We start from the raw sequence: 25,289 nt of genomic DNA on the forward strand, positions 1-25,289 counted from the left end.
GATGCGGCGTCGGTGACTTAATCACCGACGCCGCACCCGAGCCGACCGCTCAGGCGATCGTCTTGGTCGAGAAATACCAGTCGGTGGTCTCGTAGCCTTCCGAGGCACGGCTCTCGGCCGCGGCCGCGGTCGCCGGCGGCGGCACGATGACCGGCTCGCCCGGCTGCCAGGCTTCCGGCGTCGCCACCTTTTTGGCGTCGGAGGTCTGCAGCGCCTGCAGCAGGCGGTAGAACTCGTCGATCGAGCGGCCGTTGGTCATCGGGTAATAAACCATGGCGCGCAGGATGCCTTCCGGATCGATCAGGAAGGTCGCCCGCACCGCGGAGGTGTCCGAGGCGCCCGGCTGGATCATGCCGTAGGCCTGGGCGACCTGCATCGAGAGGTCGGCGATGATCGGGAACGGGATCTCGACGCCGAAATTCTCCTTGATGTTCCGCATCCAGGCGATGTGCGCATAGTGGCTGTCGATGGAGAGGCCGAGCAGCTCGCAATTCAGCTTGGCAAAATCCTCCGCCCGCCGGGCGAAGGCCATGAACTCGGTGGTGCAAACCGGCGTGAAATCCGCCGGATGGGAGAAGAGGATCAGCCACTTGCCCTTGTAGTCGGCGAGCGTGCGGCGCCCGTCGGTGGTCGGCGCGTCGAAATCCGGTGCCTGTTCGTTGAGGCGCGGAAGCCGGGGGGTGTCGGTCATGGAAATTCTCCGGTGCAGGGAATGCGATGCCGGAGCATGCCGGGCACACGAGCCGGCGTCGGTGACTAAGTCACGGGGGCAGAGCGCGCCCTCGCCCTCCCCTCCCTAGCGCCGCAGCTCCGGCACCTTCCAGACCAGCACGGCGATCGCCACCAGCCCCTCCAGCGCGATCACCGTCAGCGCCGCCGAGCCGCCGAGATGCGAGGCGAGCCAGCCGACATGCAGCACCCCGACGGGGCCGCTGCCGATGCAGACCGAGAGGATGCCCATCAGCCGGGAGCGGATCTCCGGCGGCGCCTCGGAGAACATGATCGCGCTCTGCATCGAGGCGAAGCCGGCGATGCCGAAGCCGCCGATTGCGAGGATCGCCAGCGCCAGCCCGTAACTGGTGACGAGCGAGAAACCGAGGATGCAGAAGACGAACAGCACGGAGCCCCAGAGATAGATCCGCCGGTAGCGGTCGGGCACGGCGACGAAGGCGATCAGCATGGCGCCTGCAAAGGCCCCCGCCCCCTCGACCGTGAGCAGCAGGCCGATCCTGACCGGGTCGATCTCGAAGGTCTCGCGCCCGACCACCGGGGCCATCGAGGCATAGGGAAAGGCGAAGAGATTGACGATGATGGTGATCCCGAGATGGCCCATCAGCGCCCGGCTCTGCCGGAGCCAGGCGAAGCCCTCGCGGAGATCGCCGAGCAGCGTGAACGGCCGCGGCTCCTTCTCCGCCGCGCGGTAGGCGACGAGACAGGCGAGCAGCACGGCGACGCCGTAGAACAGCGCGGCGACGGCATAGGTGCCGGCCATGCCGATGGCGGCATAGAGCCCGCCGCCGGCGATCGGGCCGACCATGCGGGTCGCGTTGTTGGAGGCGCTGTCCATCGACATCGCCGGGCCGAGCCGCCCGTGCCCAACGCTTTCGGCGAGGATCGTGCGCCGGACCGGCAGGTCGGTCGACCAGCCGAGCCCGGAGAGGAAGGCGCCGAGCGCGACCTGCCAGAGCGCGAGCGTCCCCGCCCAGGCCGAGAGCGCCAGCGCCGCCGCCGTCCCGCACATCAGCGCGAGCGAGAAGATCAGCAGCAGCTTGCGGTCGAGCCGGTCGGCGATCACGCCGGTGACCGAACCGAACAGCGCCATCGGGAGCATCCGGAGCAGGGTCATCAGCGCGACCAGCACCGGCGAGTCCGTCAGGTCGTAGACCCAGACCCCGACCGCCAGCAGCTCGAGCCAGCGCATCGCGCCCATCAGCACGCCGATCAGCCAGAGCTTGCGGAAGGTCGGGTCGGCGATCAGGGAAAGCGGACCAGACGCCCGCCTTTCCGCATCGCCGCCGCCGGATGTCCGTTCAGGGGACGCCGTCCCGTTCAGTGCCGTTCTCCCGAATTACGCAGTGATGCCGAGGCCCCGGCAGGACACCGGAGCGATGCCCATGATAGCGCGGCGCGAGGGACGCGGCACCGCCGCTTTCGCAGCGCTCCCGCGCCGGATCGGAACGGGCGGGGGTGCCTCCTCGCCTCGCCCCCTCCGCCGTCATCCCGACGCACGTCGGGATCCACTGCCAAAGACGGGCGCGGTTTCACCAGTGAATCCCGGATCGGGGTCCGGGATGACGGTCGCGGGAGTGATACCGCTGCGCTGTATCTCGATCCTCTTTCAGGTCGTCACCTCGGCGGGGGCCGGGGCCCAGGGGGAGACGGGCGGCGCCCTAAGATCCCTGGGGCCCGGCCTCCGCCCGGGTGGCGGAAATGGGGGGGAGCCGGGGTCTATTCGGAAGCCGGGCCCTCTTTCCCCCACCCAAACACAAAAAAGGTCGTCATCCCCATGCAAATGGGGACCCAGGGAGCGTAGAGCGGTGCCCTGGATCCCTGGGTCCCCGCGTGCGCGGGAATGACGACCTTTGTTTAGGGTGATGGAGGGAAAGAGCGGGACGCAGAGCGCCGAACGAGCCCCCTACTCCGCCGCCGCCCGCCGGCTCTCCATATAGGCGTTCAGCTTCGGCCAGACCTCTTCCGCCATCCGGGTGAAGGAGCGGTGCCACATCTCCTGCGATCCCTCCATGTCGTGCCCGGTCAGCATCAGGGTGCCGAAATCGCCGATTTCGTCGCGGAAGGCGACCAGCCGGTCGAGCACGGTCTCCGCCGAGCCCGCGATGACGAAATCCTCCGCCTTCTGCATCGCGTCGGCCTGCACCGTCTCCCAGTCGATCTCCTCCGGCTTCGTCCCCGCCGCGAGCTGGCCCTGCGCGCCGAGATAGCGGAAATACCAGGCGAAGACCCCGTCCGGATCCTTCAGGATCTCCTCCGCCTGCGCGTCCGTCTCCGTGATCAGCACGGAGCGGCCGACGCGCCAGACCGAGGGGTCCGCGCGCCGCCCCGCCTGCTCCGCCCCCTCAGCATAGGTCGGCCAGTGGGTCGCGATGTCGGAGGACGGCACAAAATTGCCCGAGAGCAGGCACCAGCCGCGCTGCCCCGCGAAATGCGCGGTCATGGAATTGGCCCCGCGCACAGAGACGGCGATCGGCGGGTGCGGCTGCTGGTAGGGCCGGATGAAGCGGCCGATGCCGTAGTCCGGCAGCACCCGGTCCGCCATGCGCGCGGTGAAATGCTCCCCCTCGTGGCTCCAGGGCGGGTCCTCCGACCAGACTTTCTGGATCAGGTCGATGGACTCGACCATCGCCATGGCGCGGGCCTTGTGGTCGAGATTGCCGAAGATCTCCCAGTCGCTCGAGAGCCCGCCCGAGCCGATCCCGAAGATGAAGCGCCCGCGGGCGAGATGGTCGAACAGCGCCGCATGCCCCGCCACCACCACGGGATGCTGCTGCGGCAGCGAGATCACGCCGGAGCCGAAGATTATGTTCTCGGTCTCGGCGATCAGCGAGGCGTTGAACAGCAGCGGCGAGGTCACCGGCTCGGCGGTCGAGGTGTAATGCTCCCCCATCCAGGCCTCGGCGTATCCCAGCCGGTCCGCGAGCTTCACCAGCTCCCGGTTTTCCTGCAGCACAATATGGAAATCGCGCGCCGGCGGATGCAGCGGCATCATGAACAGGCCGAGCTTGGCCATGGGGGAGCCTCCCTGATTTTATTTTTGTATACAAACGAAGGCTAGCACCTCGCGGAACGGCGCCAAAGCGCGAACCCCGTCAGGACAGTGGTTCCATTGCGTGATAAAGAGGACGGGTCCCGACGCGCGTTCGGGAGAGGCTGCCGCAACCTTCGCAGAGGTGCCCGGATGACCACGCTCCCCTTCGCCCTGATCCTCATCTTCTTCCTCGGCCTCGGCATCACCTGCTACAGGCTGATGCAGATGGAGAAGGATCCCGGGCGCTCAACCGGCGGCGAGTTCGGCAGCGGGAGCGAAGGCGGCTTCTTCGACTTCGATGGAGATGGAGGCGGTGACGGGGGCGGCGAGTGAGTGGGGCCGAGACGTCATACCGACGGAGGTCGGGCTAAGTCAGCGACACCCCCTAATTCATCCCAATTTTTGTCATTCTTTAAGAAGAAAAAAAATAAATTACCTCACGCAAAATTATTTCCTACCAACCATAATTTGCTTTCATGACACCCTGCAAAATACCGCCAAATTATCAAATCTATTACATTCTTCTTTTCGCCAGTCACACGCGCTAGTTCAGAACAAAGATGATCCGCATCCCGAAACCCGAAACACTCTGACAGTCGAAACAAATGTCGATCCGGTTTCGCGATGTTCATACCAAGATTTTTTGCTAAATGCTTTGCTGTTACAGGACCTATGAAGTCAAATTCTTGCAAATATGACAATGGTGATAAAAAAATTTGACGCTTCACGCTTTCAAAGCCCTCAAAGTAGATTTTCTCAGCGCATCGAGAAATCGCCTCTAACTTTGCTGAATTCCTGAAAGCCGATAAGGCTGAAATTCTACAAAATGGATCCGCTTTTACAATCTCTTCTGCGGATTCCCAATCGCAAAAACATAGCGATATGTAATCAAAAACAGATCTAACTATCTGTTCTTTAAAACCGGAACAAAGAATAACCCATGCCGATTCTCGCAAAAGGTCACTCTCTGAGAAATTATGAAATTCGATGTTTTTCTGCCATTCAATCTCATCTTCGAAACCTGCACCAAACGCGTAGTCCGTGGCCGCAGTAAACATTGAAATTGCGGTAGAAATATCACCGCTCATTGTCAGCACCAGATTTGACGTTGTCTCGCCACCAAAATTTTAACTGCGTCAGCCAAAGCGAAGCCCCTGGGTGCGAATCCAGATGCCGGCTTAGCGCAACTTTCATTTTATGCCTGCGTTTTTGTGGAAGAAAATCGCCTTCTGGGACGGGTATCCCGACGGCAGCCGCCAAGTCATATCGGGCCAACACTCTACGCACCGAATCCTTATCCAAATCTCGTGAAGCGAGTAGATATCCTGCTTCACGTTTCACTTCAGCATATATCTGCAGAGAACGCTTATGCGCATCAGCTTTACCTTTCCAATCGGTCTTAAATTGGACAATGGTCGCAAAAAAAGTAGCGATACTTAAGAAACCCAACCAAAGTCGCGTATCTAAATCCAACGGCGTCAATTTCAGACTCAACGCTGGCTCAACAAAAGCCAACGCCACCATCCAAGTCGACAAAGCTAAAATGCAAATATCTAACAAAAAGGCTTGATATAAATACCTAGTATGAAGCCCAGAATGCCCCGAACAAAGCATGTCAGAGACGCGCCTAATCCTATCCACCTCTGACCTAACCCCATCCTCACCAATCACTAGTCGCCCCCAAACATTGACCGCCACTGCGCAATCGATTCGGCCGCTGTCGCATTCCGCATACGCCTCGCGAGACGCCCAAGTACATGGCTCGCCGCCTGCCGTGCTTCACTTCCTGCAGGCCCAAGATATTCATCTACATGAACCGATTGCCCCGTACTATCTCGTATAGGCTGCAGGACCAATTCGCGAGCCCTCTCAAAAAAAGCCGGCAACATGGCCGGAGTTGTCGTAGGGCCTTCATAATTGCGGAATGCTGCAATACCGAGCGACTCAACATGATAACCACTAAGTCTCTGTGCTTCTGGTATCTGCCCAATGATGGCTTTCGCGAGTTTAATTGTTGGGACGAGCTTCCCTCCACATTCAAAATTCCGACTCGTTAGAGCCTCCTGGAACGAAATCGGATTAATTTTTGACCACTCGTCAGTCCGCCTTGATGAAGGGACACGGAGGTTCCCATCTTCTGTTTTCAATGCTGGCAGGAGTTGAATCACCATACCGTCACGATACTCAATGGTAACGGCCATCCTCCCAGCAGTCACCAAAGCCTTATCCCCCAAATATTCCGAAATTATATCTTTCATCATTGAAATTATCTGTGAAGGCGAATGCTCGCTAACACTGCTGTCATTGACTATAATCAGCGAATCAATATCACTAAGCCCATCAACATATGTATGCTTAGCGACTGATCCACCGAATAGCTGATCTAGCTTTCCATCAATTCGCCCTTCAAGAGCGGAAGTAAGGTCCTCCAATCGTTCTCTAATAGCTTCAACGTCACGCGAGTTGTATGAGCCAAGAAGACCAGAAAGCTCTCCCGCCAATGCAGTTTCAAAAGCCACATTCCGGGTCTTATCTTCCTCGCGACGAACTAAATCCTGAAGTCTTTCAGGTGAATGATGAACGAATGTTCCACCCCCGCCACTGCCGCCCATCTCAATCCTCCAGAGCTTCAATCAGATTTTCATATGCGGACTTGAACATTTTTGAATGAAATTGAAATGAATCTGGATCCCCCGCATTGAGATACCGCCTCATTGCCAACTCCATATTTTGAATATAGTAGTAATTTTCATTCCAACATCGGACGTCAATTATGTGTGCTTTCGTAGAAATACCCCATTTTATTGCACTATAATTTTGCTTGTAAATTGTTTGCCCATCGAGAAATGCAAAGCGAAGCCAAGTCAAACCATCAAACACATCCGCACCAGCCATGAAGTACATGGGCGTCGTAACCGTATCCATGCTTCCAAAAACGTGAATTGGCGTTTCCAACCCCACCCGATCTAATTCCCGACGCAAAGTTGCTATATTCTTCATTCGATCGAGAATCGAATTTCCGGCCTCTTTTTCCGTTAATCCGATTACATCAAAGCTATGTAAATGATGTATATTTTTTATGACTTCATGCATAGGCAGCAAAGTCTGCGTTTCCTTCTCCGGCTTTAGAAGTATTTCTTTACCTATATCTGATCTTGATGAGAAAGTTTCATTCGCCCTTTCTATTTGCTCTCTTATACTAATTTTTTCTTTAGGATGATCGTAACTAATAACGATACTAGGAACACTCGGACGCCATACTTCAACTTGCTGCCTGTACATGTCCTTGTTCCAAGCCTGCGGAGTGTGCTCCCTGTCTCCAAAATCAGACAACTCTTTGTCTTTAGAGGCTTCGTATCCGCCGCTATCCAGAAAAATTAGAGATGGAAAATCAATGCTCTCTTTTATTTTTTCATAGTGAAAATCATACGCGCTGAACAAGGCCGCCTTGTCAATGAGTTCTGAGCAATATCTTACAATTTTATTTAAATCCGGAAATCCTTTGCTAGAAAAAGAAGGAACTAGCAAAGGCGTTTGGACGACTTCTAAATCATTTATTTTTATTGACCGACGCTTCGCTAACACCTTAACTCCTTCCTATCTTTACATGACAAACATTCTCCGCAAGGCGGTGTCGTTCCCGCTTCACAGCTGTATGTAATATTCAATGGCAACCCTGCATTTATAAAATACTCGTATACATCGCCTTTCCCCCAATTCAGAAATGGGGCGACAAGCGATACCTGCCCATCTGTCAGCTCAGCTACAAACTGCCCGGCGCTTTCTAGGAATTTAGGCGAACAGTCAAAATATGATGTACCCGCGTGCAAACCCAGCCCCAGAAGCCCCGATTTTGCACGAGTAGTAAAAAGCGCTAAAAATATAAATAGCGCATTTCTTCCCACTAATTCGCCGACTCCCGATGAAGAAAGCCCAGATAATTTTATTTTCTGGTAGTTTATATTGAAATAATCGGATATTTTTTTTGACGATACTGATTCTAATTCTCTTGCGGCTTGATCATAATCTACAAAAATTGCATCAACATTAAATCCTTGCTGAATCAAATAGTGCACACATGCGGTTGAATCGACACCGCCGCTTAGTAGGACTGTTGCACGTACCGGTTCTGGCATTATGGGCGTTTCCCTCGTATTGGGCTAACGGGAGTAGTTTCAGAATTGCGACCCAACTCCACGTTTTTAGCTCTGCTGTGCATTTTGCATGAAGTTGCTTAGCTATTTTCGCCTATTTCGTGCGGATTTCAATTGCTGACTTTCTAAACGGCAAACTCCACGCTGGACAAATTTTGGCGAGGAAAGAGGGTGTTGCGCTCCCATTTCAGTAAGAAGATGTTCGATCTTGTTAATTTGCGAATTGTGAAGTCAGGAACCACACATGCCCCTCCCCCTCAAATCCTGGCCCGAAGCCGCCCCGCGTCTCGTCGCCGTTGCGGGCGGACGCTCCGCCGCGGATCTCGTCATCCGCAAGATCCGCCTCGTCAATGTGCACAGCCGCGAGGTGCTGGACTGGGAGGTCGCGGTCGCCGCGGGGCGCTTCGCCTATACGGGGCCGGACGCGGCGCACTGCATCGGACCGGAAACGCGCGTGGTCGACGGCGGCGGGCGGTATCTGATCCCGGGGCTCTGCGACGGGCACATGCATATCGAGTCCGGCATGCTGACGCCGGCGGAGTTCGCCGCCGCGGTGATCCCGCACGGCACCACGACCATGTTCACCGACCCGCACGAGATCGCCAACGTGCTCGGGCTCCGGGGCGTCCGGATGATGCATGACGAGGCGCTGCTGCAGCCGGTCAACATCTTCACCCAGATGCCCTCCTGCGCCCCCTCCGCCCCCGGGCTGGAGACCACCGGCTTCGAGATCGGCGCCGGGGACGTGGCGGAGGCGATGCACTGGCCCGGGATCATCGGGCTCGGCGAGATGATGAACTTTCCGGGCGTGATCAACGGCGATCCGCAGATGCTGGCGGAGATGGCGGCGACAATGAATGCCGGAAAGACCGTCGGCGGGCATTACGCCTCGCCCGACCGGGGGGCCGCCTTCAGCGCCTATGTCGCGGGCGGCGCGGCGGACGATCACGAGGGCACGGCGGAGGCGGATGCCATCGCGCGGGTGCGCAACGGCATGCGCTCGATGATGCGGCTGGGCTCCGCCTGGTACGATGTCGAGAGCCAGATCACGGCGGTCACCGAAAAGGGCCTCGATCCGCGCAATTTCATCCTCTGCACCGACGACAGCCATTCCGGCACGCTGGTGCATGAGGGGCACATGAACCGGGTGGTGCGCCACGCGATCGCCTGCGGCTGCGACCCGCTGGTCGCGCTGCAGATGGCGACGATCAACACCGCAAGCCATTTCGGCCTCGAGCGCGAGCTCGGCTCGATCGCCCCCGGACGGCGGGCGGACATGATCCTGACCTCGGATCTCCGCACCCTGCCGATCGAGGAGGTCTTCGCGCGCGGGGTGACGGTGGCCATCGGCGGCAAGATCACGGTCGAGTGCCCGCATTACGACTGGCCGGCCGACGTGCGGCGGACGGTGCATCTCGGCAAGCAGCTCCGGGCCGGCGATTTCGAGATCCCGGCGCCCGCGGGCGCGAACGCGGTGACGGCGAAGGTGATCGGCGTGGTCGAGAACCAGGCGCCGACGAAGGCGCTGACGGCCGAGCTGCCGGTGGTGGACGGGGTGGTGGAAGGCGACGTCGAAAAAGACGTCTGCCAGATCGCGCTGGTCGAGCGCCACCGCGCGACCGGCGGGGTGGTGAACGGCTTCGTCTCCGGCTTCGGCTACGAGGGCAGGATGGCGATGGCCTCCACCGTCGCCCATGACAGCCACCACATGATCGTCGTCGGCACCGACCGGGCGCTGATGGCGCAGGCCGCGATGCGGCTCGGGGAGGTCGGCGGCGGGGTCACGGTCTGGAAGGACGGCGAAGAGACCGCGCTGGTCGAGCTGCCGATCGCGGGGCTGATGTCGGACCGCCCGGCGGCGGAGGTCGCGGCAAAGGCGCAGCGCATGGTCGAGGCGATGGAGGAATGCGGCTGCCGGCTCAACAACGCCTACATGCAGCACTCGCTCCTCGCGCTCCCGGTGATCCCGGAGCTCCGGATCAGCGATCTCGGGCTGGTGGATGTCACGAAGTTCGAGCTGACGGAGCTGATCGAGGGGTAGACGTCGCCCCTCTTCACCCTTCGCCGTGATCCCGGCGCACGTCGGGATCCACTCTCGCAACCCGCACTCCCGGGCCACAGTGGATCCCGATTTTCATCGGGATGACGTCCAACACAAGCCGTCATCCCGGACCTGATCCGGGACCTCTCGCAGTACAACGCTCGATGTTCGACAAGGTCCCGGCTCCGCGGCCGGGATGACGTCCAGAGCTGGCCGACGGTGTGGCCCGCCATCCCTCTCTCTTCATCGTCATCCCGGCACCGCGGGAATCCGACTCGACCTGGCGCGCCATTTTTTCTATTATTGCTTGCAATAATCAAAGGAGGATCGAGAGATGACGCGCCTGTTCCTGCCCGTCCTGCTGGGTGTCGCTCTTTCCTGCGCAGCGTCCGCCGCCCATTCCGAAAGCGCCGGCATCCGCGCAAAGCAGGGGCCGGTCGACGGCACCTCGATGATGTCGGACGAGTATATCTGGCGCGAGTTCGTCAAGTTCGTCCGCCCCTATGACAAGGGCCGGAAGTCGCCGGTCCTGTTCGAGACCTGGGCCTCCGACCACGACACCTTCAGCGACACTCCGGTCTGGCCGTCGCCGGACGCGGAGAAGAAGCTCCAGCTCAGCCTGCAATCGACGGACGGGCATGGCGGCCTGCAGCCCATCGATGTCGCCTGCACTCAGCCGCCGGGTGCGGCGACCGGAAACTTCCCGCCGACCGCCTGCATCGCCGAGGAAACCAAGCGCAACAAGCCGCAATGGGACTACATAACGAAGAACGGGCTAAACACTCCGGCCGGCCGCGCCAAGGTCTTCGACACGCTGAATATCCAGATGCCGGCGACGGCCATTTCGGTCAAGGGCGACTGGACGCCGGTCGAGGACCTGATGAAGTGGCTGCCGCGGCTCGACAGCAGGGAAAAGGTGCGGGAGGCCTACTACACCAACACCTCCGGCGGCGTGGAATATGCCCTGCTCTCGCTTCATGTCAGCACGAAGCAGAACCCGAACTGGGTCTGGGGTTCCTTCGAGCACGAGAACAATCCCGGCCGCTGCGATTTCATCGGCTGCGCGGACAGTTTCGGCGCTGTGAAACCGGTGGTCGACGCCAACCTGCGCGACATGAACGCCGGCTACGGCGCCTGCGCCAAGACCCCCGTGCTGCTCGAGCTGTTCCGGCAGGAGGGTCTCGACGAGGTCTGGACGCATTACTGCATGAAAGCGACGATGACCGACTATACGACCCCGGGGGGCCGCCCGTTCGTGCTCGGCAATTCGGTGATCGAGGGCATTGTCGGCAACGGCACGGTCGCCGCGTCCTCCTGCATCGGCTGCCACGTCTATGCGTCCTTCGACGCCAGCGGCAAGGTCGCGCCGGCCGCATCGAACATGCTGCCCTACAACCCCACCGGCCGGCCTCTGGAACAGCCGCTGCTCGGATCGAACAAGTTCGACTTCATGTGGGGCGTGATCACGCAAGGCGTTAAGTGATGCGGTCACGGCCGCCATTCCGATCGTCATCCCGGACCTGATCCGGGACCTTCCGAGGGATCGGATCCAACGTTCGACAAGGTCCCGGCTCTGCCGGCCGGGATGACGTCCAGAGCATGCGCGGAACGGGGACGCATCCCCCAACGAAAAACGCCCGGCCGAAGCCGGGCGTTTCCTTATCCGATGAGCGAGTCCCGCCCCGCGGTTACTTGCCTTTTTTCGCGGTACTGGAGGCGAGCGGCTTCGGCGTGAAGGAGTTTGCGGTCGCGAGGACCTTCACCTTTTCCTTCTTCGGCTTCTTGGCTTCCTTGTTGCCGCGCCTGTTGTTGCCCTTGCCCATGATATGTCCTTCCAAACGGCAGCGACCCGGTGCCGGAACGGCATGATGGCGGCTGCAACCATCACCTGCCCGTCGAAGACGGCAGACGGCGCATATATTGGCATATCCGCAGGGACTTGCCAGAGGGATCGCGGCTCTCTCTTCATCGTCATCCCGGACTTGATCCGGGACCTTTGGGAGTAGTCGAGCCCGACGTTTGACAAGGTCCCGGCGCTGCGGCCGGGATGACGTCCAGAGCTCTGCGGGAACAGAGCGGCATCCCAACGAAAAACGCCCGGCCGAAGCCGGGCGTTTCCCTATTCGATGCAAACCGTCGCCGGAACGTTACGCCGCTTTCGCGATGTTCCGCAGGACGTACTGCAGGATGCCGCCGTGGCGGTAGTAATCCACCTCGTCCGCGGTATCGATGCGGCAGAGCAGCGTGATCTCCTTCACCGAACCGTCGGCGTAGGTGATCTTGCAGGGCACGTCCATGCGCGGGGTGATGCCCGACGCGATGCCGGTGATGTCGAAGGTCTCGGTGCCCTTCAGGCCCAGGGTCTCGCGGTTCTGGCCGTCCTTGAACTGCAGCGGCAGCACGCCCATGCCGACGAGGTTGGAGCGGTGGATGCGCTCGAAGCTCTCAACGATCACCGCGCCGACGCCGAGGAGACGGGTGCCCTTCGCCGCCCAGTCGCGGCTGGAGCCGGTGCCGTATTCCTTGCCGCCGATGACGACCAGCGGAACGCCGTCCTTCTGGTAACGCATCGCCGCGTCGTAGATCGGCATCGTCTCGCCCGAGGGATAGTGCACCGTCAGACCGCCGGTCAGCCCGCCGCCCATCTCGTTCTTCAGGCGGATGTTGGCGAAGGTGCCGCGCATCATGATCTCGTGGTTGCCGCGGCGCGCGCCGTAGGCGTTGAAGTCCACGGGACGGACCTGGCGTTCACGCAGATAGTCGCCCGCCGGGCTGTCGGACTTGATCGAACCGGCCGGAGAGATGTGGTCGGTGGTGATCGAGTCGCCGAGCACCGCGAGTTCGCGGGCGCCGGTGATGTCGGCCAGCTCGCCCGGCTCCATCGACATGCCCTGGAAATAGGGCGGGTTCTGGACGTAGGTCGAGCCGTCGTTCCAGTTGTAGGTCAGGCTGCCGGTGGTCTGCACCGCCTGCCATTCCTTGGTGCCCTCGAAGACGTTGGCGTAGCGCGCCTGGAACATCTCGCGGGAGACGCTCTTGTGCACGACCTCCGCGATCTCGTGGTTGGTCGGCCAGATGTCCTTGAGGAACACCGGGTTGCCGTCCGGATCGTTGCCGAGCGGGTCCTTGTAGAGGTCCACGTTCAGGTTGCCGGCGATGGCATAGGCGACGACCAGCGGCGGCGAGGCGAGATAGTTCGCCTTGACGTGCGGGTTGACGCGGCCCTCGAAGTTCCGGTTGCCGGAGAGCACCGAGGTCACGACCAGATCTCCCTTCTCCACCGCTTCCGCGATATGGGCGTCGAGCGGTCCGGAGTTGCCGATGCAGGTGGTGCAGCCGTAGCCGACCAGGTTGAAGCCGAGCTTGTCGAGCTCGGTCTGCAGGCCGGCCTTCTCCAGATAGTCGGTGACCACCTGGGAGCCCGGCGCGAGCGAGGTCTTGACCCACGGCTTGCGGGTCAGGCCCTTGGCCGCCGCGTTGCGCGCGACGAGCCCCGCCGCGATCAGCACGTAGGGGTTGGAGGTGTTGGTGCAGGAGGTGATCGCCGCGATCACGACGTCGCCGTCGGAAAGCGTGTAATCCTCGCCCTCGACCGGGATGTCACGCGGCGCAACACCGCCGGCGAGATCCTTGAAGGCCTTGGCGAATTCCGGCGCCGCCTCGGTCAGCAGGACGCGGTCCTGCGGACGCTTCGGGCCGGCGAGCGACGGCACCACGGTGCCGAGATCCAGTTCGAGCGTGTCGGTGAAGACCAGCTCCTGGGCATCGTCCCGCCACATGCCCTGGGCCTTGGCATATTCCTCGACCAGCGCGATGCGGTCGTCCTCGCGGCCGGTCAGCCGGAGGTAGTTCAGGCATTCCTGGTCGACCGGGAAGAAGCCGCAGGTGGCACCGTATTCCGGCGCCATGTTGGCGATCGTCGCACGGTCGGCGAGCGGCAGTTCGTTCAGGCCGGGGCCGTAGAATTCGACGAACTTGCCGACCACGCCCTTCTTGCGCAGCATCTGCACGACGGTGAGCACCAAGTCGGTCGCGGTCGCGCCTTCCGGCATCTTGCCGGTCAGCTTGAAGCCGACGACTTCCGGGATCAGCATGGAGACCGGCTGGCCGAGCATGGCCGCTTCCGCCTCGATGCCGCCGACGCCCCAGCCGAGCACGGCCATGCCGTTCACCATGGTGGTGTGGCTGTCGGTGCCGACCAGCGTGTCCGGATAGGCGATCGTCTTGCCGTCCTCATCCTTGGTCCAGACGGTCTGGGCGAGATGCTCCAGGTTCACCTGGTGGCAGATGCCGGTTCCCGGCGGGACGACACGGAAGTTGCGGAAGGCCTTGGAGCCCCAGCGCAGGAACTCGTAGCGCTCGCCGTTGCGCTCGAACTCGAGGTCGACGTTCTTCTTGAAGGAATCGGGGCCGCCGAAGGCGTCCACCATGACAGAGTGATCGATCACGAGATCGACCGGAGAAAGCGGGTTGATCTTCTCCGGGTCGCCGCCGAGCTGCGTCATGGCATCGCGCATGGCGGCGAGGTCGACCACCGCCGGAACGCCGGTGAAGTCCTGCATCAGGACCCGAGCCGGGCGATAGGCGATTTCGCGGTCGGATTTCTTGTCCTTGACCCACTGGGCGAGCGCCTTGACGTCGTCCACGGTCACCGTGCGTCCGTCCTCGTAACGCAGCAGGTTCTCGAGCAGGACCTTCAGGGAGTACGGAAGCTTGCGAATCTCCGGATATCCGGCATCGGCGAAAGCTTCGAGGCTGTAGTAATCGTAGCTCTTTCCGGCCGCCTTGAGCGTACGCCGGGTTTTCAGACTGTCTTGGCCAGCAGTCACGGTCATCTCCTATTGAATCGGTGATGGCGGCCGCCCGAGGAGCGCCTCGGCCCGGTCTCTCCCATTAGTCTTTGTGGCGCGGGCGGAGAGCGCTCCGGACCGCGCGCCCCGTTTATAGAAAATTCCGCAGCCGAGTGCCAGTCCGGAGTGCGACGGACATGGCTCTGAACGGGGTGGCCATTTTGCAAAACTCCGTCCCGCATCCGCGAGACCGTCATCGCGCCGGTCCCGGACCGGCTCCGCGACTTTGCCTCGGCGCTCCGCCGCTCCGCCGCGGTGTCGACCCGCGACCGGAACAATCCGCTACCCGAACCCTAGGGTTTCCAAGCTGCACGAGCAATCTTGCGGATCACGCCGACAGAATCCTTTGAGGAATACTCCATTAATCAAAACACCACCCAGTAATACAACTCTTAGGATAATCAAAAATAAAATCGACCATTATACAAAATCTCAAATAATTTCTAAAAAATAAATAAATACTCGCATATTGATTATTATATCATCATCACCATTTATTTTGTGCCGGCAAAATTATTGCCGCGAAACCGGACTGGAATTGAGATGTCTTACAGAGAATTCAACGCATTGCACGCCACGCCGAGCAACACCATGCCGGACAACAAAACAAAACCTGCGGAAGCCAAAAGCAAGCCGGCAGCCGAGCCCGCCGAAGCCGCGCGCTCAAAGAAACCATAGGTACCTGAACCGGAGGCTTCTCCATCCGTTCAGCGCCCACAACAGAAAAAGCGGCGCCAATCAGACCGCGCATCTGTCCGCGCAGCGGAGCCCCGCGGCTCCGCAGTTTCAGCGATGCGCGCGACAAATGTCTGCGAGGTCACCAGAGACACTCGCGCCAGAATTCCATCATCCGTCCAAACGGGAGAACACGTCATGCAGCCCAACCGCCCAACTCAAATGCCATTACCTTCGACTCCTGACGAAGACGAAACGGCCCGATACGGAATCACGAGAGAGACGGTCGAATATTTCAGACTCGGAAATTTCCGCTACACGAAGCTCGAAGATGCGATTGCGGAAGCGCTGCGGCGAAATGCCGGAGTTCAAGCATGACCAATCTGACGCAGGTCCGCCCGGAAGAACGGACAGTCTCCCCCGCCAATCACGGTCCGGGAGAAGAGTTGCTCGGTCGCCAGGCGGAACTTGATGAAATCGCGGAGCAGCGCGGCGACAGCGACGGCATGCTTGTCAGGACCGACGAGCCAGGCGAGCCGTCATCCGGCAAGCCGGCGAATAATGAGGCTGACGAACCGTCCAGCAAAAGCAGGACCAGGACTTCGGTTAAAGCGGAGTCCGGCAGTCGCAAATCGGGGCGGTACGCCCCGGTTGAAAATACGGATATCGAGCGACGGGTTCTGGCACACGAGAAAATTTTGCAATGCTTGATCGCGCAGATGGCGGAGACAGAGCCAAGATATCTGGATCGCCTTCGCAGCATTTTCAGCCGCCCCGGCGTGCTTGAGCGATCGGAGCACGACTTCACCGATACGGCGAGCTACGCGGACGAGTTCATCAAAACCATCACAAAAATGTGTCAACCGGCATACCTTTCCGTCATCGTACCTCCGGCATCCCCGGCAAGGCATGAACCGGAGAAGACCCGCAGAGCGCCTGTCCCAGCCTTTCGGCAGGCCGAGCAAAACCGCTTCAGGATCGTCAGGAAGTCGGGGATCTGGAATGTCACAAGGAACGGCCGCTTTCTCGGCGATTACTTCGTCAGAATAGACGCGGAAAAAGCCATTCACAGGGCGCTTTCCGATATGTTCCTGCACTCCGACCAGGTGCATGTCACCTTGCAGGCACCGCCAAAAACAACGCCGTGACTTTCTTTCGAAGGAGCGGCATTCAGGACGTCACATCTATTCCCCGGTCCCGCATAATCCGTGGATCAACCGGTGAACGAACCGCAATTTTCCCACGGCTGCAGGTGCCAAAACAAAGGGGTAGAGATCGGGCTGCCCCATGCTTTGGTTGAGAGAGTTGACCGCATAAGTGAGCGGATACCAAGCCGCCATCAAAGCATCGAAGTCCCGACCTTCGTAGGGATCGAAGTCGATTTCCATCTCTAGAACTGGATGACGGCCGGCCGTCGCCCGCACGCGGACCCCGAAGCTCGCCGCGGTCTCCAGAGTGTCCACGATATGCATGTAGTGCGCCCAGCTTTCTGCGAAGTCTTCCCAAGGGTGGGCTCCCGCATAACAGCTGACATATTGTTCCTGCCAGTTTAGCCGGGGTCCATTTCGGTAGTGCGAGTCCAATGCCTTTACGTAGTCTTGGCGCTCGTCGCCAAACACCGCTCGGAAGGCCCGATGCCGGGCTTCGTCGTGGACGAGCCGCTCCCAGTAGTAATGGCCGATCTCATGGCGAAAATGACCGAGGAGAGTTCGGTATGGCTCCAGCATATCCTGCCGATTACGCTCGCGTTCGGCAGGGTCGGCCTCCGCGATATCGATGGTGATCACACCCGCGGCATGTCCTGTTGATACCTGCGACTGTGCCTGAAATGAGTCGTCAGGACCGGCCAGGAAATCGAAGGCAAGCCCGCGCTCAGGATCTGAGAACCGGCTTGAAAGCGGCAGTCTGAAACGAATCAGGCCATAGACAAGATTGTGCTTTGCCGACTCCAAACGCCGCCAGAGCAGACGATTGCGAGGCGAGTCGAGATCGGGGATTGTCCGATTGAGCTCGCACGCGCGACAGAAGACGTTCTTGCTGGCGGCGGGAACGAGCCAGTTGCACGCATTATGAGCAGCGTTAGCGCAAAACCTGAAGCATTCGCCCGGCATTGCCAACGCACGCCAAGTTTCGCCGCCGGCCCGGGTCAGCGCACTCAATGTCACCTGCTCCGCGAGGTAACCCAGCAGATGGCCACAGCGCTCGCACAACGTGTTCTCAAAATAAAGACGCTGGCCGCAATTTTGGCATTCGAACAGCTTCATATATGTGACTCACCCCAGGCGAGCTTACGCATACGATACGGCATGGATGAAAATCCGACGCGATAAATTAATATATTTCTCAAAATTTATCCGCCCTGAAACGAATATCATCTTTTTCAACAACTTTAATTACTTAATATACTTAAAAAAACAAAACGCTACACATAAGAAATTTTCCAACTTGATTTTCACGAATACATGACCATTTATTTGAAGGCAGGTAAATTTTTACCCGCCAGACCCGAAAGGGGTTCCAATGTCCTACAAGAATTTCTCCGCATCGCAGGTCGCTCCCAGCAACGACAAGTCGGACGAGGAAAAGAAGACCGCTACCGACGACAGCGCGCCGGTTGCCGCCCCCGTGACGAATCCCGCCGAGGCCGCGCCTGCGAAAAAGGCATAACCCCACCGGAACGGAGGGGTCCTTCCCCTCCGTCTCTGTGCGCACATCGACAGCACCGGTGGCCGGGGGTTCCCGATGACCTTACGCACGACGAAATCGACAGTGACCTTCGAGAACTTCTTTGTTCTCGGTGACTTCAAGGAGACCTTTCCGCCGGGCACTTACGAGGTGGAAACCGACGAGGAACTTCTGGAAGGCCCTTCATTCAGTGCCTATCGCAGAACCAAGACGCTGATCTACCTGCCCGCCGAAGCTGGACATCCAGGCTCGACGCGAACTCTGGAGATTGATTATGCGGCTCTGGACGACGCCCTCAGGCGCGACGCCGGGTCGGGCGCGGCGCCAAATCCGCGAATAGCCGGCTGAGCAACCCGGAGTCCGGGATCCGGGATCCGGGATATTGACCCTGGGATATTTGCATGGATGACCGTGCCCCAGTCGGCAGTTGTTGCGCTTCGACGGCGTTTCAGACGCAGGGTTCCGCAATCAGGCCAGACACCAATTCCAAATAGGATTTCCGGACATGCCGAACCAGAACAATGGCGGGGAGCCGAACGGCCCCTGGGGCAACAAAGCCAGGCCCGACGCCGATATCGACGACATGATCCGGCAAGGACAGGATCGCCTCAGACAGATGATCCCGAGCGGCGGCCCGCGAACGCCCGTCATGATCGCGCTTGTCGCGCTGCTCGGATGGGGCGCCTGGTCCGCTTACTACACCGTCCCGAGCGACTCTGTCGCGGTCGTGCAGCGTTTCGGAAAATATTTTAAAGAAGTTCCACCGGGCCTGCATTTCAAGCTGCCGCTCGGTATCGACGCAACAACCATCGTCCCGGTCAAACGCCAGCTGAAGCAGGAATTCGGATTCTCCACACCGGGCGCAAGCGATCCAAACCAGAGCCCCCGCCCCCGCGAGACGAAACGCGAAACGCAGATGGTGACCGGCGATCTCAATGCAGCGCTGGTCGAATGGGTTATCCAGTATCGGATATCGAACCCTCAGAACTTCTTGTTCGAGGTTCGGGACCCAAGCGAAACGCTGCGATATGTCTCCGAGTCCGTCATGCGTGAAGTGGTGGGCGACCGTACTGTCGATGAGGTCATTACCATCGGCCGGCAGGGGATCGAAATCGAGGCGCTGACGAAAATGCAGGCGCTTGCGACCAAATACGCAATGGGTATCAGCATCGACCAGGTCCAGCTGAAGAACATCAATCCCCCCGAGCCGGTGCAGGACTCCTTCAACGAGGTCAACCAGGCCCAGCAGGAAAAGGAGAAGCTCATCAACGAGGCCCGCCGGGACTACAACAAGGTCATTCCGCTGGCCGAGGGCGAGAAAGACCAGCGTATTCGCGAGGCCGATGGATACCGCCTGAAACGGATAAACGAGGCGGAGGGCGATGTCGCGCGCTTCAGCGCCTTGCTAACGGAATACGAAAAGGCGCCCGAAGTCACACGCCGGCGCATCTATGTCGAGACCCTGCAGGACGTCATGCCCGGGCTTCGCTCGAAAATCATCGTCGACGAACAGGCGCGGAGCATTCTGCCGCTGCTGAATCTCGACGTACCGCAGGGACAGAAACCATGAAAAAAGGCGCACTCATCGCCGCGGCCGGTCTGCTTGCGGTCGGAGCCTATGTTTCGAGCAACGCACTCTACACGGTGAGCGAGGTCGAGCAGGCGATCGTCACCCAGTTCGGCAAGCCGGTCGGTGAACCCGTCACGACGGCGGGCCTGAAGGTCAAGATCCCCTTCATCCAGGACATCAATCCGATCGACCGGCGTATTCTCGAGTGGGACGGCAATCCGTCCGACATGCCAACCAAGGACAAGCTCTACATTTCCGTGGACCTGTTCGCCCGCTGGCGCATTACAGACCCTCTGCAGTATTTCCTTCGTTTGCAAGACGAGCGCAGCGCGCAATCCCGTCTCGACGACATTCTCGGTAGCGAGACCCGGAATGCCGTCGCAAAACATGAGCTAATCGAGATCATCCGCACGACCAGAGACCGCGTTCCCCTGCGCGACACGCTCCTGTCGGAGGAGGAGCGCAAACAGGACATCGGCTCGCTGGTGCCTATCCAGAAGGGGCGCAAACTGGTCGAGGAAGAGATTTATGCCGCCGCGGCCGAGAAGGTTCTAGTGTTCGGCATCGAGCTTCTCGATATCCGCTTCAAGCGGATCAACTACAACGAAAGCGTCCGGCCCAAGATCTACGACCGCATGATCAGCGAACGCAGGCAGATCGCGGAACGCTTCCTCTCGGAAGGAAATGGCGAGGCCGCCAGGATCCGCGGCAACCGCGTTCGCGACCTGAACAAGATCCAGTCCGAGGCCTATCGTGCCGTCGAGGAGATCCGCGGCAAGGCAGACGCCAAGGCAACCGAGATCTATGCCTCCGCCTACAACCGGAGCCCAGCCTCGGTCGGCTTCTACGAATTCACCCGCACCATGCAGGCCTACAAGGCGATGATTTCGTCGAACACGACCATCATCCTTTCAACGGACAGCGAGCTGTTCAAATTCCTGAAGGGCATGGATCCGGACGGCGCAGTTGACATGCCGGAAGAGCTGCCGGGCGAGAGCAAGGTCGTGCGAAGTCCCTGAGCCTCCACCGGAGATTTCCCCACATGGAAGATGATCCTGTCGATCTTGACGACCGCCGCAGCACCGAAGGACTGATGGCGACGAACATCCGGCGGCATTCGCTGAAGGACGACCTGGCGGATCAGGAAATGACGCGCCTCCGTCATGAGGAACTCGAGGCACAAATGCAGGCGACGCCCGCCGAGACATGGCCGGCCGCCGCCTTGAAAGCCCAGTACCTGATACGGCTCTATGCCCGGACCCGTGAGGCCGGCGATCCTCGCCACCAGAAGCTCATCGAGCGGGTCCTCGGCGATTTCGCCCGACTGATGGAAAAATCGGACCAAGGGAACGAGTCCTAGCAAACGCGTGCTATCCGTCGCCCCCGTAGACGGGGCAACGGCACAAGGCGGCTGCCTTGCATATTTTCACGGATCCGCCACACGACGCCGCCCCGTCGAAGCAGAACAGGAAACGCTTCATGCTCATTCGCATCGGCTTTGAAATCCAGATCGATTGCCCAAAGCCGACCCCTATGCTTCTTGCGCTTCATCCGAACCCGGAAATCAAATTGCGGATCATCGGATCGGATCGCATCCGCGCGGAACCCGGCCTGCGGATCGACGAATATGCCGACGCGTACGGCAACCGCTGCGCCCGAATCGAGGCGCCGGCAGGTAAAACGACCCTGTGGTCGGACTGTGTTGTGGAAGATGACGGAGAACCCGATGTCTTCGACTGGAATGCCCGTCAGTCCGAAATCATGGATCTTCCAGCGGATACCCTCACCTATCTGACCGCGAGCCGATATTGCGAAAGCGATGAACTCGCCGAGACGGCCTGGAGACTGTTCGGCACCACGCCACCTGGCTGGGCACGTGTGCAGGCGATCTCGAACTGGGTGCACAACAATGTCGTCTTCGGATATCGATTTGGCCGCCCGACCAAGACCGCGATGGATGTCTTCCGCGAGGGAACCGGCGTCTGCCGCGATTTTGCACACCTGTTCATCGCGCTCTGCCGAGCAATGAACATACCGGCCCGGTATGCGAGCGGCTATCTCAGCGACATTGGAGCGAAAGCCGACGGCGCGGGCGATTTTTGTGCCTGGGCGGAGGTTTTTCTGGAAGGACGCTGGTACGCATTCGACCCCAGACACAATACCCCCCGAATAGGGCGCATTCTCATGGTGCGGGGGCACGATGCCGCCGACGTGGCGATGATTACGGCGTTCGGTAACTATCTGCTGACGCACCTCAAGGTCTGGACCGATGAAATTGATCGCACCCTGTCAGAAGACGAGGTGCACAAACTCCTCGAGACGCCAACCGCCGGCGACGCCCTGGTCCTGGGGCCGGCGCGCGGGATCAGCTAGTCTCGGCGATGCGCAACGTCTGCCGTGCCGCGTCCCGGCAAGCCACAGCATAGACGACGGGGCCCGGACAACTCGTTCATTCGAGAGCGACATCGAGTTGTGTTGCGGGATCGGTCAATTGCGAAACTCCGTTCCGCAAATTGCAAATTCTCAAATTATCTTGTTGACCTCGGAACGAGCGCATCCAAAAATCGGCACCAATCAAAGGGGACCGCAACGACGGTTTCCCGATAACAACATTCGGTTCGAAAACGGTTATCCGCGGTAAACGCGGGGGCTGCGGGCCGGGACGGACAGGGAGGTGGCGCTTGTTTCGCAAGAGCCCGGGTGTATCCGAAATCTCAGACTGTTCGCCCCTGCCCGGTTTCCGGACCGCGTATTAGGGATGGAACATGGCGTACGAGTACCCGGATCCTTCGGTCTACGACACGTTGCCGAAGCTGCTGCGTTTCAATGCGGAACGTCATCCGACAGAAGTGGCCCTGCGCGAAAAGGATTACGGGGTCTGGACCGAATTCACCTGGGCCGACTACCAGGAACGCGTCCGTAACCTCGCCCTTGCGCTGCACGAAGCGGGACTACAGAAGGGCGACGTCTTCGCGATCATCGGCGACAACAACGTGGACTGGATCTGCGCCGAGCTCGCGGCCCAGTCCGTCGGCGCCATGACCATCGGCTTCTACCGCGACGTGCTCGAGGACGAGATCGCCTATCTCGCCGGCTACAGCCAGGCGAAGATGGCCTATGCCGAGGATCAGGAACAGGTCGACAAGTTCCTCGCCCTCGGCGACCGGGCCGATTCGATCCAGAAGATCATCTATTCCGACCCGCGCGGGATGCGGAAATTCGACGATCCACGCATCGTCTCCTTCAACGATCTGGTGGCCCGCGGCGCGGAGATCCACGCGAAGTCTCCGGAGCTCTACGACCAGCTGGTCGACGCGGTGACCGGCGAGGATGTCGCGATCCTCTGCACAACCTCCGGCACCACCTCCAATCCGAAACTGGCGGAGCTGCCGCACGGCAATTTCGTGCGTCACACCCAGCTCTACCTGAAGCACGACCCGAAGGACTCGACGGACGAATATGTCTCCGTGCTGCCCATGCCCTGGATCATGGAACAGGTCTATACCCTCGGTTTCGGCCTCAATTCCCGCATGAAGGTGAGTTTCCCCGAGAACGAGGAAACCGCGATGAGCGACATGCGCGAGATCGGCCCGACCTTCCTGTTGCTGGCACCGCGCGTGCTCGAGCAGATCGCCGCCGACATGCGCGCCCGTGTGATGGATGCCGGCGCGCTGACGCAGTGGATCTTCGAGAAAGGCGTCGCGCTCGGTACCGAGGCGGTCGAGCGTGGGAACCGCTCATGGTTCGCCGACACCATGCTGTTCGGCGCGCTGCGCGACCGGCTCGGCTTCTCCAACGTCCGCTCGGCCGCAACCGGCGGCGCGGCAATGGGCCCCGAGACCTTCAAGCTCTTCCTCGCCATGGGCGTGCCCCTGAAACAGCTCTACGGACAGACCGAACTGCTCGGCGCCTACACCTTGCAGGACGGTGAGGAAATCGACGTCGACACGGTCGGCGTGCCGTTCGAGGGCTGCGAGGTGAAGATCATCGACGCCGACAGCGACGGCGTCGGCGAGATCGTGACCCGCCATCCCAACATGTTCCGTGGCTTCTACAAAAACGCCGAGGCCACGAAGGCGGACATGAAGGACGGCTGGATGCATACCGGCGATGCCGGTTTCTTCGACGACAAGGGCCGGCTGACGGTGATCGATCGGGTGAAGGATATCGCCCAGACCCGAACCGGAACGAAATTCTCGCCGCAATATATCGAGAACAAGCTGAAGTTCTCCCCCTATATCGGCGAGGCGGTGATTCTCGGCGCCGGCCAGGATTACCTGACGGCGATCATCTGCGTGCGTTTCTCCATCGTCTCGAAATGGGCCGAGAAAGCGCGCATTCCCTTCACCTCCTACACCAACCTCTCGGACCGGCCGGAGATCTACGAACTGATCCGGGGCGAAATCGCGCATGTGAACGAGAGTCTTCCGGAAACCCAGAGAATCCGGAAATTCCTCCTTCTTTACAAGGAGTTGGATGCTGACGACGGCGAACTCACCCGGACCCGCAAGGTGCGGCGTAGCGTGATTTCCGAACGCTACGGTCCGATCATCGAAGCGCTCTACGGCAACGGCGACCGGGCAGAGATGAATTCCGAAGTGACCTTCGAGGATGGCCGCAAGGGCAACATCCAGGCGTCGATGAAAATCATGGATTTGGACGGCGCTGCGGCGCCGGCGTTGAAAAAGGCAGGCTGACCCGTGGCAGAAGCACAAATCATGGAGACCGGCGGAAACACTTATTCCTCCGGACTTGTGGATACGCGAACCATCGGCGATCCCATCCTCAGCGTCGAAAACATCGTGGTGAAGTTCGGCGGCGTGACCGCCATCAACGATGTCAGCTTCGATGTCCGCGAAGGCGAGATCCGCGCCATCATCGGCCCGAACGGCGCCGGCAAGTCCTCGATGCTCAACGTCCTGAACGGCTTCTACAAGCCGCGCTCGGGCAAGATCAATTTTGCCGGTCAATCCTTCCCGGCGATGGATCCCTATTTCGCGGCGTCGAACGGGATTGCCCGGACTTTCCAGAACATCGCGCTGTTCCGCGGCATGAGCACGCTCGACAATCTGATGACCGGGCGCATGCTGAAGATGAAGAGGAACTTCTTCTGGCAATGCCTCTATTTCGGGCCGGCCCAGAAGGAGGAGCTCGAAAACCGCGCGCATGTCGAGCGGGTGATCGACTTCCTCGAGATCGCCGCGCTCCGCCGGACCCCCGTCGGCCGCCTGCCCTACGGGCTGCAGAAGCGGGTCGAACTCGGGCGCGCGCTCGCGATGGACCCGAAGATCCTGCTGCTCGACGAACCGATGGCCGGCATGAACGTCGAGGAGAAGGAGGACATGTCCCGCTTCATCATCGACGTGAATGAGGAATTCGGCACCACCGTGATCCTGATCGAACATGACATGGGCGTGGTGATGGACCTTTCCGACCGCGTCGTCGTGCTGGATTACGGAAGCAAGATCGCCGACGGCACACCGGACGAAGTCCGCGCGAACCAAAATGTCATCGACGCCTATCTCGGCGTCAGCCACGACTGACGTGCTGA

The 25,289-nt window shown here is 60.0% G+C and carries 24 protein-coding genes; 13 read left to right on the forward strand and 11 right to left on the reverse strand.

Going from position 1 to position 25,289, the window contains the following annotated elements:
- Nucleotides 1-49: 49 nt before the first annotated feature.
- The 3 genes from IG122_RS06400 to IG122_RS06410 all read right to left on the reverse strand — a co-directional run bounded on the left by IG122_RS06400 (nt 50) and on the right by IG122_RS06410 (nt 3,745).
- Nucleotides 50-691 carry a peroxiredoxin gene (locus tag IG122_RS06400; RefSeq protein WP_193181614.1) on the reverse strand — a complete coding sequence of 214 codons (642 nt, stop codon included), beginning with the start codon at nt 689-691 and terminating at the stop codon, nt 50-52.
- A 105-nt stretch (nt 692-796) separates the two neighbouring features.
- Complete coding sequence (locus IG122_RS06405; protein ID WP_193182649.1) at nt 797-2,053, reverse strand: MFS transporter; 1,257 nt, start codon at nt 2,051-2,053, stop codon at nt 797-799.
- 582 nt (nt 2,054-2,635) lie between these two features.
- A complete protein-coding gene (locus tag IG122_RS06410) occupies nt 2,636-3,745 on the reverse strand; it encodes an LLM class flavin-dependent oxidoreductase (protein WP_193181616.1) in 1,110 nt (369 codons plus the stop codon).
- Between the two features lie 168 nt (nt 3,746-3,913).
- Between IG122_RS06410 and IG122_RS06415 the strand changes: the two genes are divergently transcribed.
- Nucleotides 3,914-4,096 carry a hypothetical protein gene (locus tag IG122_RS06415; protein WP_193181618.1) on the forward strand — a complete coding sequence of 61 codons (183 nt, stop codon included), beginning with the start codon at nt 3,914-3,916 and terminating at the stop codon, nt 4,094-4,096.
- Nucleotides 4,097-4,200: 104 nt separating this feature from the next.
- Here IG122_RS06415 and IG122_RS06420 read toward each other — a convergent pair whose 3' ends face one another.
- The 5 genes from IG122_RS06420 to IG122_RS06440 form a co-directional block, all read right to left on the reverse strand.
- Nucleotides 4,201-4,851 carry a hypothetical protein gene (locus tag IG122_RS06420; protein WP_193181619.1) on the reverse strand — a complete coding sequence of 217 codons (651 nt, stop codon included), beginning with the start codon at nt 4,849-4,851 and terminating at the stop codon, nt 4,201-4,203.
- Nucleotides 4,841-5,278, reverse strand: a complete 438-nt coding sequence (locus IG122_RS06425; RefSeq protein WP_193181621.1) for a hypothetical protein — start codon at nt 5,276-5,278, stop codon at nt 4,841-4,843. The genes IG122_RS06420 and IG122_RS06425 overlap by 11 nt, the downstream gene beginning before the upstream one ends.
- A gap of 155 nt (nt 5,279-5,433) precedes the next feature.
- The gene (locus IG122_RS06430) at nt 5,434-6,375 is read right to left on the reverse strand and encodes a CBASS oligonucleotide cyclase (protein ID WP_193181623.1); all 942 of its coding nucleotides are present in this window, start codon (nt 6,373-6,375) and stop codon (nt 5,434-5,436) included.
- Nucleotide 6,376: 1 nt separating this feature from the next.
- A complete protein-coding gene (locus IG122_RS06435; RefSeq protein WP_193181625.1) occupies nt 6,377-7,348 on the reverse strand; it encodes a hypothetical protein in 972 nt (323 codons plus the stop codon).
- Nucleotides 7,342-7,899: a 7-cyano-7-deazaguanine synthase gene (locus tag IG122_RS06440; RefSeq protein WP_193181634.1), complete on the reverse strand. Its 558-nt coding sequence runs from the start codon at nt 7,897-7,899 to the stop codon at nt 7,342-7,344. The genes IG122_RS06435 and IG122_RS06440 overlap by 7 nt, the downstream gene beginning before the upstream one ends.
- 262 nt (nt 7,900-8,161) lie before the next feature.
- On the opposite strand from IG122_RS06440, the gene ade reads away from it, so the two are divergent.
- Entirely contained in the window at nt 8,162-9,958 is a 1,797-nt protein-coding gene (gene ade / locus IG122_RS06445; protein ID WP_193181636.1) for an adenine deaminase, read from the forward strand.
- Nucleotides 9,959-10,292: 334 nt separating this feature from the next.
- A complete protein-coding gene (locus tag IG122_RS06450; protein WP_193181638.1) occupies nt 10,293-11,441 on the forward strand; it encodes a hypothetical protein in 1,149 nt (382 codons plus the stop codon).
- 205 nt (nt 11,442-11,646) lie between these two features.
- Here IG122_RS06450 and IG122_RS24290 read toward each other — a convergent pair whose 3' ends face one another.
- Both IG122_RS24290 and acnA read right to left on the reverse strand, forming a co-directional pair.
- Nucleotides 11,647-11,781 carry a hypothetical protein gene (locus tag IG122_RS24290; protein ID WP_264299709.1) on the reverse strand — a complete coding sequence of 45 codons (135 nt, stop codon included), beginning with the start codon at nt 11,779-11,781 and terminating at the stop codon, nt 11,647-11,649.
- A gap of 324 nt (nt 11,782-12,105) precedes the next feature.
- Nucleotides 12,106-14,793 (reverse strand): aconitate hydratase AcnA, encoded by a 2,688-nt coding sequence (gene acnA, locus IG122_RS06455; RefSeq protein WP_193181640.1) that lies wholly within the window; start codon nt 14,791-14,793, stop codon nt 12,106-12,108.
- An 888-nt stretch (nt 14,794-15,681) separates the two neighbouring features.
- On the opposite strand from acnA, the gene IG122_RS06460 reads away from it, so the two are divergent.
- Both IG122_RS06460 and IG122_RS06465 read left to right on the forward strand, forming a co-directional pair.
- Complete coding sequence (locus tag IG122_RS06460; RefSeq protein WP_193181642.1) at nt 15,682-15,861, forward strand: hypothetical protein; 180 nt, start codon at nt 15,682-15,684, stop codon at nt 15,859-15,861.
- Nucleotides 15,858-16,631 (forward strand): hypothetical protein, encoded by a 774-nt coding sequence (locus IG122_RS06465; protein WP_193181643.1) that lies wholly within the window; start codon nt 15,858-15,860, stop codon nt 16,629-16,631. The genes IG122_RS06460 and IG122_RS06465 overlap by 4 nt, the downstream gene beginning before the upstream one ends.
- Nucleotides 16,632-16,667: 36 nt before the next feature.
- On the opposite strand, the gene IG122_RS06470 is transcribed toward IG122_RS06465, so the two are convergent.
- The gene (locus IG122_RS06470; RefSeq protein ID WP_193181644.1) at nt 16,668-17,747 is read right to left on the reverse strand and encodes a zinc-binding metallopeptidase family protein; all 1,080 of its coding nucleotides are present in this window, start codon (nt 17,745-17,747) and stop codon (nt 16,668-16,670) included.
- 256 nt (nt 17,748-18,003) lie between these two features.
- Between IG122_RS06470 and IG122_RS06475 the strand changes: the two genes are divergently transcribed.
- The 8 genes from IG122_RS06475 (at nt 18,004) to IG122_RS06510 (ending at nt 25,281) form a co-directional block, all read left to right on the forward strand.
- On the forward strand, nt 18,004-18,150 hold the full coding sequence (locus tag IG122_RS06475; RefSeq protein ID WP_193181661.1) for a hypothetical protein: 147 nt from the start codon (nt 18,004-18,006) through the stop codon (nt 18,148-18,150).
- A 75-nt stretch (nt 18,151-18,225) separates the two neighbouring features.
- Entirely contained in the window at nt 18,226-18,516 is a 291-nt protein-coding gene (locus IG122_RS06480; RefSeq protein WP_193181663.1) for a hypothetical protein, read from the forward strand.
- A 157-nt stretch (nt 18,517-18,673) separates the two neighbouring features.
- Nucleotides 18,674-19,738 (forward strand): FtsH protease activity modulator HflK, encoded by a 1,065-nt coding sequence (gene hflK, locus IG122_RS06485; protein ID WP_193181665.1) that lies wholly within the window; start codon nt 18,674-18,676, stop codon nt 19,736-19,738.
- Nucleotides 19,735-20,757 (forward strand): protease modulator HflC, encoded by a 1,023-nt coding sequence (hflC, locus tag IG122_RS06490; protein WP_193181667.1) that lies wholly within the window; start codon nt 19,735-19,737, stop codon nt 20,755-20,757. Before hflK ends, hflC begins: the two co-directional genes overlap by 4 nt.
- A gap of 23 nt (nt 20,758-20,780) precedes the next feature.
- Nucleotides 20,781-21,098, forward strand: a complete 318-nt coding sequence (locus IG122_RS06495; protein ID WP_193181670.1) for a hypothetical protein — start codon at nt 20,781-20,783, stop codon at nt 21,096-21,098.
- 119 nt (nt 21,099-21,217) lie between these two features.
- Nucleotides 21,218-22,111, forward strand: coding sequence for a transglutaminase-like domain-containing protein (locus IG122_RS06500; RefSeq protein WP_193181672.1), 894 nt, complete (start codon nt 21,218-21,220; stop codon nt 22,109-22,111).
- Between the two features lie 392 nt (nt 22,112-22,503).
- A complete protein-coding gene (locus IG122_RS06505; protein ID WP_193181674.1) occupies nt 22,504-24,435 on the forward strand; it encodes an AMP-binding protein in 1,932 nt (643 codons plus the stop codon).
- Nucleotides 24,436-24,438: 3 nt separating this feature from the next.
- Nucleotides 24,439-25,281, forward strand: coding sequence for an ABC transporter ATP-binding protein (locus IG122_RS06510; RefSeq protein WP_449867094.1), 843 nt, complete (start codon nt 24,439-24,441; stop codon nt 25,279-25,281).
- The last annotated feature ends 8 nt before the right edge of the window (nt 25,282-25,289 follow it).

The sequence above is a fragment of the Nisaea sediminum genome (assembly GCF_014904705.1).
Taxonomy (GTDB): Bacteria; Pseudomonadota; Alphaproteobacteria; order Thalassobaculales; family Thalassobaculaceae; genus Nisaea; species Nisaea sediminum.

Coding starts and splice junctions, on each gene's coding strand:
- IG122_RS06400 (WP_193181614.1), bottom strand. CDS start 691: ATGACCGACACCCCCCGGCTTCCGCGCCTCAACGAACAGGCACCGGAT.
- IG122_RS06410 (WP_193181616.1), bottom strand. CDS start 3,745: ATGGCCAAGCTCGGCCTGTTCATGATGCCGCTGCATCCGCCGGCGCGC.
- IG122_RS06415 (WP_193181618.1), top strand. CDS start 3,914: ATGACCACGCTCCCCTTCGCCCTGATCCTCATCTTCTTCCTCGGCCTC.
- IG122_RS06420 (WP_193181619.1), bottom strand. CDS start 4,851: ATGAGCGGTGATATTTCTACCGCAATTTCAATGTTTACTGCGGCCACG.
- IG122_RS06430 (WP_193181623.1), bottom strand. CDS start 6,375: ATGGGCGGCAGTGGCGGGGGTGGAACATTCGTTCATCATTCACCTGAA.
- IG122_RS06440 (WP_193181634.1), bottom strand. CDS start 7,899: ATGCCAGAACCGGTACGTGCAACAGTCCTACTAAGCGGCGGTGTCGAT.
- ade (WP_193181636.1), top strand. CDS start 8,162: ATGCCCCTCCCCCTCAAATCCTGGCCCGAAGCCGCCCCGCGTCTCGTC.
- IG122_RS06450 (WP_193181638.1), top strand. CDS start 10,293: ATGACGCGCCTGTTCCTGCCCGTCCTGCTGGGTGTCGCTCTTTCCTGC.
- IG122_RS24290 (WP_264299709.1), bottom strand. CDS start 11,781: ATGGGCAAGGGCAACAACAGGCGCGGCAACAAGGAAGCCAAGAAGCCG.
- acnA (WP_193181640.1), bottom strand. CDS start 14,793: ATGACCGTGACTGCTGGCCAAGACAGTCTGAAAACCCGGCGTACGCTC.
- IG122_RS06460 (WP_193181642.1), top strand. CDS start 15,682: ATGCAGCCCAACCGCCCAACTCAAATGCCATTACCTTCGACTCCTGAC.
- IG122_RS06465 (WP_193181643.1), top strand. CDS start 15,858: ATGACCAATCTGACGCAGGTCCGCCCGGAAGAACGGACAGTCTCCCCC.
- IG122_RS06470 (WP_193181644.1), bottom strand. CDS start 17,747: ATGAAGCTGTTCGAATGCCAAAATTGCGGCCAGCGTCTTTATTTTGAG.
- IG122_RS06475 (WP_193181661.1), top strand. CDS start 18,004: ATGTCCTACAAGAATTTCTCCGCATCGCAGGTCGCTCCCAGCAACGAC.
- IG122_RS06480 (WP_193181663.1), top strand. CDS start 18,226: ATGACCTTACGCACGACGAAATCGACAGTGACCTTCGAGAACTTCTTT.
- hflK (WP_193181665.1), top strand. CDS start 18,674: ATGCCGAACCAGAACAATGGCGGGGAGCCGAACGGCCCCTGGGGCAAC.
- hflC (WP_193181667.1), top strand. CDS start 19,735: ATGAAAAAAGGCGCACTCATCGCCGCGGCCGGTCTGCTTGCGGTCGGA.
- IG122_RS06495 (WP_193181670.1), top strand. CDS start 20,781: ATGGAAGATGATCCTGTCGATCTTGACGACCGCCGCAGCACCGAAGGA.
- IG122_RS06500 (WP_193181672.1), top strand. CDS start 21,218: ATGCTCATTCGCATCGGCTTTGAAATCCAGATCGATTGCCCAAAGCCG.
- IG122_RS06505 (WP_193181674.1), top strand. CDS start 22,504: ATGGCGTACGAGTACCCGGATCCTTCGGTCTACGACACGTTGCCGAAG.